Source organism: Lentibacillus sp. (genome assembly GCF_035301675.1).
Taxonomy (GTDB): domain Bacteria; phylum Bacillota; class Bacilli; order Bacillales; family Amphibacillaceae; genus Lentibacillus.
This window is the reverse complement of sequence record NZ_DATGTT010000013.1, coordinates 61,594-75,151: the sequence shown is the minus strand read 5'-3', so window position 1 is coordinate 75,151 and position 13,558 is coordinate 61,594. Positions and strand designations below refer to the sequence as shown.

At 43.3% G+C, this 13,558-nt stretch carries 12 protein-coding genes; 6 read left to right on the top strand and 6 right to left on the bottom strand.

Annotated elements, in window-relative coordinates; translation table 11 throughout:
- Positions 1-249 precede the first annotated feature (249 nt).
- The 4 genes from VK097_RS02665 to VK097_RS02650 all read right to left on the bottom strand — a co-directional run bounded on the left by VK097_RS02665 (position 250) and on the right by VK097_RS02650 (position 6,474).
- A complete protein-coding gene (locus tag VK097_RS02665) occupies positions 250-606 on the bottom strand; it encodes an arsenate reductase family protein (RefSeq protein WP_324210250.1) in 357 nt (118 codons plus the stop codon).
- A 294-nt stretch (positions 607-900) separates the two neighbouring features.
- The gene (locus VK097_RS02660; protein ID WP_324210279.1) at positions 901-2,685 is read right to left on the bottom strand and encodes an acyl-CoA dehydrogenase FadE; all 1,785 of its coding nucleotides are present in this window, start codon (positions 2,683-2,685) and stop codon (positions 901-903) included.
- A 193-nt stretch (positions 2,686-2,878) separates the two neighbouring features.
- Complete coding sequence (locus tag VK097_RS02655; protein WP_324210249.1) at positions 2,879-4,054, bottom strand: acetyl-CoA C-acetyltransferase; 1,176 nt, start codon at positions 4,052-4,054, stop codon at positions 2,879-2,881.
- 20 nt (positions 4,055-4,074) lie between these two features.
- A complete protein-coding gene (locus VK097_RS02650) occupies positions 4,075-6,474 on the bottom strand; it encodes a 3-hydroxyacyl-CoA dehydrogenase/enoyl-CoA hydratase family protein (RefSeq protein ID WP_324210248.1) in 2,400 nt (799 codons plus the stop codon).
- Positions 6,475-6,987: 513 nt separating this feature from the next.
- Here VK097_RS02650 and VK097_RS02645 point away from each other — a divergent pair.
- The 5 genes from VK097_RS02645 to VK097_RS02625 all read left to right on the top strand — a co-directional run bounded on the left by VK097_RS02645 (position 6,988) and on the right by VK097_RS02625 (position 11,075).
- A complete protein-coding gene (locus VK097_RS02645; RefSeq protein ID WP_324210247.1) occupies positions 6,988-7,842 on the top strand; it encodes a YitT family protein in 855 nt (284 codons plus the stop codon).
- A gap of 264 nt (positions 7,843-8,106) precedes the next feature.
- Entirely contained in the window at positions 8,107-9,039 is a 933-nt protein-coding gene (locus VK097_RS02640) for a metal ABC transporter solute-binding protein, Zn/Mn family (RefSeq protein ID WP_324210246.1), read from the top strand.
- A gap of 14 nt (positions 9,040-9,053) precedes the next feature.
- Positions 9,054-9,809, top strand: a complete 756-nt coding sequence (locus VK097_RS02635; RefSeq protein WP_324210245.1) for a metal ABC transporter ATP-binding protein — start codon at positions 9,054-9,056, stop codon at positions 9,807-9,809.
- A 17-nt stretch (positions 9,810-9,826) separates the two neighbouring features.
- On the top strand, positions 9,827-10,675 hold the full coding sequence (locus VK097_RS02630) for a metal ABC transporter permease (RefSeq protein ID WP_324210244.1): 849 nt from the start codon (positions 9,827-9,829) through the stop codon (positions 10,673-10,675).
- Positions 10,662-11,075 (top strand): Fur family transcriptional regulator, encoded by a 414-nt coding sequence (locus tag VK097_RS02625; protein ID WP_324210243.1) that lies wholly within the window; start codon positions 10,662-10,664, stop codon positions 11,073-11,075. Before VK097_RS02630 ends, VK097_RS02625 begins: the two co-directional genes overlap by 14 nt.
- A gap of 302 nt (positions 11,076-11,377) precedes the next feature.
- Here VK097_RS02625 and VK097_RS02620 read toward each other — a convergent pair whose 3' ends face one another.
- On the bottom strand, positions 11,378-11,866 hold the full coding sequence (locus VK097_RS02620; protein WP_324210242.1) for a nucleoside deaminase: 489 nt from the start codon (positions 11,864-11,866) through the stop codon (positions 11,378-11,380).
- Between the two features lie 183 nt (positions 11,867-12,049).
- Positions 12,050-12,487, bottom strand: coding sequence for a VOC family protein (locus VK097_RS02615; RefSeq protein ID WP_324210241.1), 438 nt, complete (start codon positions 12,485-12,487; stop codon positions 12,050-12,052).
- A 404-nt stretch (positions 12,488-12,891) separates the two neighbouring features.
- On the opposite strand from VK097_RS02615, the gene VK097_RS02610 reads away from it, so the two are divergent.
- Positions 12,892-13,413 carry a hypothetical protein gene (locus tag VK097_RS02610; RefSeq protein ID WP_324210240.1) on the top strand — a complete coding sequence of 174 codons (522 nt, stop codon included), beginning with the start codon at positions 12,892-12,894 and terminating at the stop codon, positions 13,411-13,413.
- Positions 13,414-13,558: the final 145 nt, after the last annotated feature.

The following is a 13,558-nucleotide window of genomic DNA, read 5'->3' as shown; positions in this document are numbered from 1 at the left end:
CCGTGTATTTTTCTAGTATTTCTGTCTATTTTAAAAATGTGTGTTCAAAAAGGAGGATAACAAGGACCGAGAAGTTCGAGGCAGCGCAGTTTTGAGCACAAGGTAAGCTTCACTGAGCTGCCTCGCACACAGGAAAAGTGTTCTTCTTTTCCAAGGAGCGGAATGTATGCGTTTAAATACATGAGCCGCGAAAAACAAACCAACGAAAAATTCGATGTGTCATTGTTACCGGACTTTTTGAACAACCCCTTAAAGCCAGGTTTCAGTGAATGTATCTTCTTTAAATCCCAACGTCACTTTCTCTCCATCCATAACGATCGGCCGTTTGATCAGCATGCCATCTGAAGCCAGCCACTCCGCCATTTCCTCAGTACTTGCATCCTTAATTTTTTCTTTCATATTTTGCTCGCGGTATTTTTTTCCACTTGTATTAAAAAACTTCTTTGGTGGCATGCCACTTTTGGAAATTAAGTCCAGCAGCTGTTCTTTTGTCGGAGGTTCTTCTACAATATGTATGCTCGTATAATCGATGTCATGCGCATCAAGCCACTTTTTCGCTTTTTGACATGTGCCGCATTTCGGGTACCAGTAAAATGTTAATGCCATATGCTTCTTCCCCCCTGCTATATAATAGATTAAATTCATTATAGCAAATTTAATGCAGGCAGGCGACCGGAATTATTATTTTTGCGATATAATATCATATAATTTTGAACATTTCAGCCTTAATGTTGTGAACTTCGAGCAAGTTAGTTGTGAACTTCAGGCAGGTTAATTGTGAACTTCGGGTATTCTCTTGTGAACTTCGGGCATTTCCGCATGAATTTCGGGATTTTTCTTTTATAAACAAATACTGCCCCGCAGCCTATTCTGCCGGGGGCAGTGTTCCGTTGTTTTCAATCAGACAACGTATTTTTCTTCTTCAATGATCTTCGCGGCAATCTCACGTTTTTTCGCAATCACGTTTGTTGGCGTGTGACGCGTCAGCTTACGCAGGGATGACAGCATCATTCTCAGGTTGTCGCCTTCCTCAACAGCAATCAGTGATTCTTTTGCGTCTGCTTCAACTCGGTTGAAGGCTTCCTGCACATATACTTGTGTGTAAAGAAGCTTCTGTTTGTGTTTATCTTCGCCATCTTTGTTGATTGCTTTTTCAGTACGCAGAATGGCTGATTCCATATTGTAAATCTCGTTGACCATGTCAGCCAGGTTAACCAGAATTTCCTGCTCATGTTCCAGCTTCTGCTGATATTTTTGTGCAGCAAGGCCGGCGCCGAGCAGCACCATTTTCTTGGCATTCTTCAGCAGATATTTTTCCTGTTCCAGCGCATTATCGCCGATTTCTTCAGGCATCATCATCATGAGTTCTTCCTGCAATTTTTGTGCTTCCTGAAGAAGTGGCAGTTCACCTTTCATTGCTTTTTTCATCAGCGTGCCAGGCACAATCAGACGGTTGATTTCATTCGTTCCTTCAAAGATCCGGTTGATCCGTGAGTCACGGTACATTCTTGCCACTTCATACTCTTCCATAAAACCATACCCGCCATGCAGTTGAACGGCTTCATCAGCGACGTGATCCAAACATTCTGTCGCCGAGAATTTATTCAAGGAACATTCAATTTGATATTCAGCGATAGCGTTTGCCACTTCCCTGCCGTCTTTCAGTTGTTCGTCTGTCAGTGATCCCATCCGTTGTTCAAATAACCCTACTGTGCGATAAACAGCACTCTCATTGGCGTATGTTCTGACTGCCAATGTTGCCAGTTTTTCCTGAGTCAGTGAAAAGCTGGAGATTGGTGTATTAAACTGTTTACGTTCATTAACATATTTAGTTGCCACTTCGATTCCGCGCTTGGAACCACCGACACCGCCCATGGCAAGTTTATAACGGCCGACGTTCAGAATGTTGAAAGCAATTTTATGGCCCTTGCCTTTGTCACCAAGCAGATTCTCAACCGGTACTTCAGCATCTTCCAAAATCAGTGTCCGGGTTGAGGAGCTCTTAATGCCCATTTTCTTTTCCTCAGGTCCTGTGGAAACACCGGGGAAGTCGCACTCAACGATGAATGCTGTGAATTTATCACCATCGACCTGCGCATAAACAACGAATACATCCGCAAAAGCAGAGTTGGTAATCCATTGCTTTTCACCGTTCAAAATATAATGGGTTCCTGCTTCATTGAGCGTTGCTGTTGTTTTTCCGCTCAAGGCATCAGACCCCGCACTTGGCTCGGTCAGCGCATAGGCGGCAATCATCTCACCGGTAGCCAATTTTGGCAAATATTTTTCTTTTTGTTCCTCATTGCCAAAAAATACGATTGGCAGCGTTCCGATGCCGACATGCCCACCGTGAGTTATTGAAAAGCCCCCGGCACGGGCAAATTTTTCAGTGATGATGGCTGAACTGATTTTATCCAGATCCAGCCCGCCATAAGCTTCCGGAATGTCTGCTCCAAGCAGGCCGAGTTCACCCGCTTTTTTAAGCAGGTCAACAGAATATTCAAATTCATGATTTTCCAAGTTATCAATCTTGGGTAAAACTTCACCATCAATGTAATCATCCGTTGTTTTACCGATCATCTTGTGTTCTTCAGTAAAATCCTCAGGGGTAATCACATCTTCAGCATGCAGGTCTTCTGTTAAAAACCCGCCGCCTTTGAATAGTTTTTCCGTTGTTTCACTCATATCAATCGTTCCTTTCCATGTTGGAATTAATAAAGATAAGGCCGCTAAATTTTGGGCACCTGAGCCAACTTGCCGCTGCTGCCGCTGAATTGTGAACTTCATCATTTTTTCTGTGAACTTTAGCGAATTTGCGACAAACTTTAGCGTTTTTCTTTTAAACACACTTCAGCGGCTCCTCAGATGACATAATAACCTACAGTAATTCAAATACGCCTGCTGCCCCCATACCGCCGCCGATACACATGGTGACAACACCATATTGTACATTGCGGCGTTTCATCTCATGAATAAGACTGAGTGTCAGCTTTGTGCCTGTCATTCCAAGTGGGTGACCGAGTGCGATCGCTCCGCCGTTAACGTTGACAATCTCCGGGTCCAAATCAAGCGCCTGGATGACACGGACTGATTGTGAGGCAAATGCCTCGTTCAGCTCAATCAGACCGATGTCAGATAAATCCAGTCCGGCAATTTTCAAGGCTTTCGGTACAGCTTCAACAGGGCCGACTCCCATGATTTCCGGTTCAACACCTGCTACAGCAAACGAATGGAATTTAGCAAGCGGCTTTAACCCTTCTGAGTCAGCCTTTTCCCGATCCATCACAAGAACAGTACCTGCCCCGTCACTCATTTGCGAGGAGTTGCCTGCGGTCACGGAGCCGGTTGCGGAAAATGCCGGGTTCAAATTGCCAAGAATTTCTTTTGTTGTTCCCGCACGTACACCTTCATCCATTTCAAACGTTGATGTTTTCTCTTCAACTTTGTTCCTTTCCCCTATGACACGTTCTGTCACTTCGACGGGGACAATTTCATCGTTGAATTTGCCTTCCTCAAGTGCTTTTGCTGCGCGCTGATGACTGCGGACGGCAAATTCATCCTGCTCATCACGCGAAATGCCAAAGCGTTTCGCCACTTCTTCCGCTGTGTGTCCCATTTGCATATAGTATCCCGGTGCGTCCTGAACAAGTTTCGTATTCGGCTTGATGACGTGGCCGCCCATCGGAATCAGGCTCATGGACTCTGCTCCGCCCGCGATGATCGCGTCACTTGCGCCGACCATAATACGTTCTGCTCCATAGGCGATGCTTTGCAGTCCAGATGAGCAATAGCGGTTAATCGTGATACCCGGCACATCATTTCTGAGGCCGGCAAGACCTGCGATGTTGCGTGCCATATTCATTCCTTGCTCGGCTTCCGGCATCGCGCAGCCAATAATTACATCATCAATGTTTCCGTCGTAATCTCCTGCCCGTTTCAAAGTTTCTTTGATCGTTAATGCTGCAAGGTCATCCGGCCTTGTGTTGGCTAGTGTCCCTTTATTCGCCTTACCTACAGGGGTTCTTGCACCTGCAACAATTACTGCTTCTCTCACGTTTTCTCCCCCTCTTCAAATTAGTTTCGCAATGGTTTTCCTTTTAAAAGCATGTGCTGCATACGCTGCTGAGTCAGCGGTTCACTGATCAGACTCAGGAATGCTTCACGTTCCATGTCGAGCATCATTTGTTCATCAATCAGCGTTCCTTCTTTAATCCGTCCGCCTGATAATACATATGCTAATTTTTCGGCAATTTTCACATCATGGTCTGAGGCATATCCGCTGAACTGAAGTGATTTTGCCCCGAGCAGCATAGCGGCATATCCTGCGTCACCGACAACCGGGATTTTCTCGCGTTTTGGCGGCTGATAACCTGCTTTAGCAAGAGCCAACACTTTTTCTTTTGCATCATACAGCAAGTGGTCCGAATTCACGCTAATGTCATCGCTGTTGTCCAAAAATCCATTTTCTCGTGCTTCCTCAGCTGAGGTGGACACTTTAGCCATGGCTACTTTTTCAAAAACATCATTTGCAACTTTGGTCAGATCGAAATCTACACCCTTAGGCAGATTGCGGAGCTCTTTCAGATAAAGTTCTTTCGTTCCGCCGCCTCCCGGAATCAGTCCGACGCCGAATTCAACCAGACCCATGTATGTTTCAGCTGACGCCTGGATAGATGCAGCCGGCAGGGAAAGTTCAGCACCGCCGCCTACCGTCATATTGAATGGGGCGGTTACAATCGGCTTTTCCGAATATTTAATATTCATCGCTGTGTTCTGGAACTGACGAATAACCATATCCAGCTCAAAGAAGTCATCATCCTGTGCCGCCATCAGCATCATGCCAAGATGAGCACCGACACTGAAGTTTTTGCCTTGGTTTCCGATGACCAGCCCTTCATAATTTTTATCCACTTCTTCAATCGAATCATTAATCATTTTAATGATATCCAAACCGATGGCATTGCCCTGGCTATGGAATTCCAGTCCGGCAACACCGTCCCCCAAATCTATTAAACTGGCACCGGAGTTCTTTTTAATAACCCTTTTTTCATCTTTCAATCGTTTAAGATTAATTTCTTTCGGATTAAAGTGCTGGTGTTTGTATTCACCGTTATCGTAATAATACACATTGCCATTCTCAGTTTGATAGAAGGATTCTTTTCCGGATTCCAGCATGTTCAGTACCCATTCGGGAACATCCGAACCTTCTTGTTGCATGCGCTCGACGGATGTGCGCAGACCGATGGCATCCCATGTTTCAAACGGACCGATTTCCCAGCCGAATCCCCATTTCATCGCCTGGTCAATGGAAACAATATCATCTGCAATCTCACCTGTAAGTTCAGCTGAATAAATGAGCACAGGTTTTAACACGGACCAGACCAAATCTCCAGCCTTGTCGCCTTCAGCTGAAACAAGCGCTTTCAATTTTCGGCTCGGACCTTTCTCCTGTTTCGCCATCTCAGTTGCATTCGTTTTCAATTTTTTGCGGTCTTCATATTCAAATGTTTCAGGGTTCAATTCGTATATGGTGCTGCCATCTTTTCCTTTTTTCTTCAGGAAAAATCCTTGACCGCTTTTTGCGCCAAGCCAGCCTTTTTCCTGCATTTTTTGCATAAAGCCCGGTACTTTGAACACGTCTTTTTCAGCACCTTCAACCTGATCATGCACGTTGTTGGCGACATGAATGAACGTATCCAATCCGACGACGTCCAGCGTACGGAAAGTGGCACTCTTCGGACGGCCGATCATCGGTCCGGTGACAGAATCGACTTCACCGATACTGTAACCGCCTTTCAGCATTTCCTGTACGGTTACAAGCAACCCATATGTTCCGATCCGGTTGGCAATAAAGTTCGGTGTATCTTTTGCTTCGACAACGCCTTTGCCGAGCACATCTTCGCCAAATGTTTTCATGAAAGACAGTACTTCCGGATCTGTAGCCTCCGTCGGGATAACTTCCAATAACTTCAAGTAACGCGGCGGGTTGAAGAAGTGTGTTCCGAGGAAATGTTTGCGAAAATCCTCTGAACGCCCCTCAGCCATCGCCTCCACTGAAATCCCGGATGTATTGGAACTGACAATGGCTCCTTCTTTTCGGTAGCTGTCAACGTTTGCAAAAACTTTTTGCTTGATTTCCAGATTTTCAACAACAACTTCGATGATCCAGTCAACGTCTGCTAACTTTTCAATGTCATCTTCCATATTGCCGACCTCGATTGAATCAAGACTATTCTTCGAGGTAATTGGTGATGGATTTTGTTTTAATAAAGCTTTTTTACTGTCGGCAGCCATACGGTTCCGTACAGCACGATCTTCAAGCGATAAGCCTTTCTTTTCTTCATTTTTGGTCAGTTCACGTGGTACGACATCCAGCATCATAGTTGAGATGCCGACGTTTGCCAAGTGTGCAGCAATGCCGGACCCCATTACTCCGGAACCCAATACCGCGGCACGCTTGATCGTTCGCTTCATGTTTTTTCCCCCTATCATCATTTGAATGAATACTCATTCATTTTTAGCTGAAAAATAAAAGATAGTCGCCTATCCATCTATTAATCAGTATAAGATATAGTCTGATATTTAGCAATAAAAATAAGCATATTTTTTCAATAAAGTGAAACTTCATTCAGTGGAGCGATTTTCTCCATTGAATGATTAGTTGAACCGAATCGGGCATTTAAGGGAAGTTAGCCGCCGTTCTTCGGCGGATTACTGACCATTATATGCGGGGAAAAGTGAAACTTCATTCAGTGGAGCGATTTTCTCCACTGAATGATTAGTTGAACCGAATCCGGCATTTAGGGGAAGTTAGCCGCCGTTCTTCGGCGGGTTACTATTTTTGTTGCATTCGGGATCAATAAAGAAAGGCTTTAATGAACCGGTAAACTGCGTTAAAATGATAAGGGTTTTGATAAACTGGAAAGCTGAATTTGGATTTTCAGTAAGGTTGCCGAATTCTTTGCTTAAGAAAGGATTTGCATGATTATGAACAAAAATTTTATAACAGAATATGTTCAAATTATTATCGGTGCTTCATTAGTCGCTCTTTCCTATAATCTGTTCCTTTTGCCCTCCAAACTGGCAGCAGGCGGAATTTCAGGTGTCAGTACCATCTTGTATGAATTATATGCCTTAAGCCCCGCCCTCACCCAACTTTTAATAAATCTTCCCATTTTTATTATCGGCTGGATTGCCCTGGGTAAAGATTTCAGTTGGAAGACGCTGCTCGGAACTTTTTGGGTGCCATTCATAATATATCTTACTGCTGATTTTCCTTATACAGTGTCCAACCCTGTTCTGGGTGCCATTTATGGCGGCATCATCCTGGGGATTGGTCTTGGAACAGTATACAAAGGACGCGGCTCAACCGGCGGAACAGCAGCTATTGCGCAGGTTGTCAAAAAATTCACCGGCCTATCAAGCGGATACTCCCAGTTGATTGTTGACGGTCTGGTTGTGACTTCTTCTATCATTGTATTCAATCTGGAACTAACCTTATTTGCACTCATCTGCATATATATCACAAGCAGAACCATTGATATCGTTCAGCTGCGTACATCAGCATCTAAACTGATCATGATCATTACAGAAAACGAGGAGAAAATCCATGGTTTGATCAGTGAGCAGATCGACCGCGGATTGACAAAAGTCCGGACCATCGGCGGCTATTCCAACCAGGACAGAACCATGATTCTCTGTGTTGCTGAACAACAAGAAGCGGTAAAGCTGAAAAGAATGATGCAGGATGAAGAACCGACATCATTTGTTGTGTTTATCAGTGCCTCGGAAGTACTGGGCCGCGGATTCACCCTCGATAAGTATTACGGTCAGAAATTCTAATTATCTCCAACAGAAATCGGCGCCCCGCCGATTTCTTTTTCCGGCACTGTTTTGCTTTTATGTTGATATCTCCTTTCTTCTGGAGGTAATTTTGCTGTTCTGCAGATAATTTCTCTCTTCTGTAGATAATTCCGCTCTTTTGCAGATATCAAGTAACTTCAAAAGCTCATCATAAACGTTTTAACATGAATCGTAATCATTCCTATTTACAAATCGTAATGATTACGATAATATTTACTTACTCTTTAGGAAAGGAATCACATGATGAAACTGTACCAAGTCATTATATTCATATTATTAACAGGAATTTTCGCAGCGGGCTGTACCCCGTCTGAATCGGAGAAGAACAGCAATACCGATTTAAAAATTTACACTTCTCTTTATCCCATTCAATATGCAGTTGAGCGGATCGGCAATCAATCGATTGAGACCGAATCTGTTTATCCCCCCGGCGTTGATGCACATACGTATGAACCATCATCCAGGGAGATGACATCCATTGCAGAAGGTGATGCGTTCATATACCTTGGCGCCGGCATGGAAGGATTTGCAGAAACCGCTGCTCAGGCTCTCGACTCACAGGATATCGCTTTAATCGAATTAGGTGAGGACGAAAAATTATTTCATGATGAACCAAGTGACAATGACACACATGATCAAGCGGGGCATCATCATGACCATAATCCGCACATTTGGCTGGATCCGGTGCGGATGATCGACATGGCCGACACCATTAAAGACAGGCTTATTGACTTAAATCCGAAAAAATCAGGACAGTACACCGAAAATTTCAATGCGCTGAAAGATGACTTGCTGACATTGGATGAACAGTTCCGGAAAACGCTCGAGACGAAAAAAAGCAAAAAAATCCTCGTGTCACATGCTGCTTACGGGTATTGGGAAGAGCGCTATGGGATTAAACAAATTGCCATCAGCGGCTTATCATCAAGCGAAGAACCGTCACAGAAGGATCTGACGAAAATCATTGATCAGGCACGGAAATATAATATGGATTATATTCTCTTTGAACAAAACACATCTGATCACGTTTCTGAAATTATACAGAACCAAATCGGCGCCAAAAGCTTATCCATTCATAATCTTGCCGTTCTAACAGATGCTGATATCGAGAACGGCGAAGATTATTTATCATTAATGAACCACAATCTTGAAGTGCTTGACCAGGCAACTGAGTAGGAGGAGACAGAGCAATGGAAGAGCCAGTTGTATCAATGAAAAACATCAATTATGCATACGAACGGAAGAATGTCCTGAACGAGATCAATTTTGAAATTCCAAGGGGCGTTTTCATGGGTGTGCTCGGCCCAAATGGCGGGGGCAAGACAACACTGATAAAGCTTATCCTTGGTCTGATAAAGCCTGATAACGGAAACATTCGTCTTTTCGGCCGGCCTATCGAAAAGTTTAAAGACTGGAGCAAAATCGGGTTCGTTTCCCAAAAAGCCAACTCATTTAATAAAGGGTTCCCCGCTACAGTCTATGAAGTTGTCTCAATGGGACTGACCGCCAAAATTGGCTATTTAAAATTATTTACGGTAAAACATAAACATAAAGTTCTTCAGACAATCGATCAGGTAGGCATGAGCGATTACGCTTATGAAAACGTTGGAAATTTGTCGGGCGGACAGCAGCAGCGTGTCTTTATCGCACGGTCACTTGTCAGTGATCCTGAACTTTTGATTCTTGATGAGCCGACCGTTGGGGTAGACCAGGAAAATGTCCGTAAATTTTACGACCTGCTGCACCATTTGAACGACGAACACAATATTACACTGCTGCTTGTCACACATGATACCGGGACGATGACAGAGCATGCGACAGACATCGTTTGCCTGAATAAAACACTGCATTTTCACGGGGATCCCGGTGAATACAAAACACTGACAAATAAAGACTTATCACAGTTTTACGGTCATCCCGTCAACATTGTGGCGCATGACCATTAACGTTGGAGGAATTGATTATGCTCGCAGATTTTTTGGAATATGATTTTTTACGGCATACATTTTTAACTGGACTTTTAATCGGAATCATCGCACCACTTCTTGGCACGTTCGTTGTGGTCCGCCGCCTATCACTGATCGCTGATGCACTCTCACATGTGACACTGGCCGGTATTGCGTTTGGGCTTTTTATGGATAAGAAATTTGCTCTGACGATAACACCGATATACAGCGGGATGGGCTTTTCAGTGCTTGGGTCCATCTTGATCGAAAAATTGCGCGGTGTCTATAAGGCGTATCAGGAGCTGGCCATACCGATCATTCTATCGGGCGGTGTCGGCATGAGTGTTATTTTCATCGCACTTGCTAATGGATTCAATACGGATCTGTTCAACTATTTATTTGGCTCCGTTTCCGCCGTCAGTGAGACAGATTTTTATTCCATCCTAGGGGTGTCCGTTGTAATCATCCTGGTGATTCGTCTGTTCTACCGGGAATTGGTCACTTTATCATTCGATGAAGAGCATGCCATTGCATCAGGAATTCATGCAAAACGGATTCATTTATTGTTTATCATCCTGACCGCACTTGTCATTGCCGCATCCATCCGCATTGTCGGTGTTCTACTGGTGTCGGCATTAATGACTCTGCCGGTAGCAGCAAGTATGCGGCTTGCCCGCGGGTTTAAGCAGATGATTGTATTTTCAATTGTATTCGGTGAATTAGCTGTTATCACCGGATTAATAACAGGCTATTATTTCAGCATCCCTCCCGGCGGCACCATAGTCGTTGTATCCATCATTATCCTGCTGCTGGCGATTGGGATTAAACGATTTTCATTTAGGAGGGCAATCGATGGAACTGAATGAAGCTATTAAGGAAATAAAAAGACAGGGCTATAAAACAACGGCCAAACGAAAAGCAATGCTAAGATTTTTTGCTGAGGCTGACGGATACCGGACAGCGAAGGATTTGATTAACCATCTGGAACCTGCATATAAAGGAATCAGTTTTGATACGGTGTACCGCAACCTGCATTTGTTTGATAACATCGGTCTCATGGAAACGACTGAATTAAACGGTGAAAAACACTTCCGCATCAGCTGTTCACACCATCATCACCATCACTTTATCTGCAAGGATTGCGGAAAAACCAAGGAAATAGAAGTCTGCCCAATGGATGAGGTGCATCGGGCACTTGACAATTATGCAATCGAAGACCACAAATTCGAAATTTACGGTATATGCCCGGTTTGTCAAGAAGCTTAAAAAAAAGCTGCCGAATTAGCGGAAGTAGTGCCACTTACCGTGAAGAAATCTCAAAATATCAATCTGATTTTCTTGTAAAATAGCAATGTTTTTGGCCGTTGTTAACAGATTGATCACACACTAATTTACTCTTTAAAAACATTAATTTATGGCAGTCTTGATTAGTCTTCTTGGGAGACTTACCAGGGAGGGGGGTATGCCCTGCCACTCCCTCTTGCCAGGGCGCTGCTTTAGGTCTTACTTTTCCCGCACTGTATTCTCTTTCTCATTTGTAAGTTGTATATACCAAGAGCGTGATATGCCTAACGTCTTCTCGCATAAAACTGGCGATGAAGTTGGCGAACTTGCTCCGCGAGTTCAGGTACAGGGCCGTCTATTGTGGTATCACGAATAACATCTTGGATCGGGAGATTACGAACGCGCGATCGCGATGCATTAATCCCCATTTCACTCAACCATTGTACCAGCTGATCGGACGAACTTACATAAACGATTCGACCCAAACCAACCCAGCCGTGGGCTGCAGCGCACATAGGGCAATGTTCGCCCGAAGTATATACTGTCGCCTTGCCTCTTTCTTGAGATGTCATATTCCCGGCTGCCCAGCGCGCCAAAGCAAATTCCGGATGTTGGGTATGATCACCACCTGCAACGTGATTATGGTCTTCCGCAAGCACTTCTCCGTTGGCTGAGACTAGAACTGAACCAAATGGCTCGTCACCATTCTCCAGAGCAGCCCTTGCTAGTTCAATGCAACGTCGCAGATGCTTCAAATCCGAATCATTTATCATAATTAATCCTCCTTGTACTGTTTTTATTTGTTACATCGACATTCCGTAAACGGTCTTATTTCCGTTAGTTGGGACGTCTATTCTTATTTCGGATAGGCTCTCTTTAATTGAAGGCCGATATTCGTTGTTAAACGAGTGCCATCCATTACCGATTGGATAAATATAGTTTTTTCAAATCTAATCTTAAATGATCAACATGTTTGAGTCATCGAATTCCCAGTTTGAGCCGTAAGCAACCTCCCAATAATAACCATCAGGGTCGATGAAATATCCTCCATACCCTCCCCATGATAATTTTTTCGGCTCCTTGACAACCTCGGCACCGACCTTTTTAACTGATTGAAGAATAGAATCAACCTCAGTTTCAGACTTCGCATTATAAGCGAGAGTAATACCTGAGAACCCCCCTTTTGATAACTCGGGAGGATTATCTTCATTGATATCCTTTGCCAATTCCTCAATTGGAAATAACTCTAACTTTGATCCTTCATTTTTAAAGAACACAATAATGGGTTTTTCCTCATCTCCTGTGACCGACGCTTCAAAACCGATGTCGCGGTAGAATTTAAGTGATTTTCCAATATCTCTAACACCTAAAGTAATGAGATTAATTCTATTCATACAGATATCAGCTCCTCGTAAGAATACTTCTTAATTAAGAGTTCGACAAACAATTCAACTTTCCTTTTTTTAATGCTGCCTTTCTTAATATTGATAACAGGGAAAGGGCGCCTCTTATTCCAGATAGGCGCTCCTTAAGTTGAATAAAACTTCTGTTTTCTTTCCCTATTTTAAAAAATTGGCTTATCGAGATTTGATAAACCAATTCCTTAAATATTATGCTATTTTGATAGTGCGATTTTTATATGGGCTAAGTGATGCTCTTCAGCCTAAAAACATTAGGTGAACGAAATACATTAGGAATAATACATGCAACGTGCGCGATATTTAATAACCATAGATTCCCTTATCGAAAACTCTTATTATGACTATTATTAATATTTATTTCATTTAAGATTTATTCGTTGTTAAAATGGGACAAACTAATAAATAGTGGAGGTGTTAAGATGAAAAAATCAAACTTATTGTTACTGTCCGTGTTCGTAATCGCTGCTGTGATGGTATCTGCCTGTGGATCGGGCAATGATGGCGAGTCATCAAATGAGGAAACTAAGCAAAATGAAGAAACTAAACAAGAGTCAGAAAAAGCCTCTAAAAATAAGGAAAAAGACAATTCATCCTCTTTGGACAAAGGGATTGAAGAGGTGTTGACTTCCCTTCAGGAATTGAAGGATACCGCTGAATCCTCACCCGATGATACCGAAAAACTTAATAGTAAAGGGAAAACCCTGTCAGAAAACTGGGAGCCCATTGAAAAAAACGTAGAAGAACGAAATCCTGGTGCTTATGAAAATATTGAAAAGAGCCTATATCCACTCATCAGCGAAGCACAGAAAGAAAAACCGGATAATAATAAGGTGAAACAGCTGATTGATGAAACAACCGAAAAGCTTAATCAATTCAAGGACAAGATCTCTTCATCGTAATTAGCTATCGGCACCATGTCAATATAGAGGCGGGAGAATACAGGATTTAGATAAGATAAACAGCCATTAGAACGAGTTCTGTTCTAATGGCTCTATTTCCCATGTAAGCCTAATATCTATATATTGATAAACTGCATTGATTACA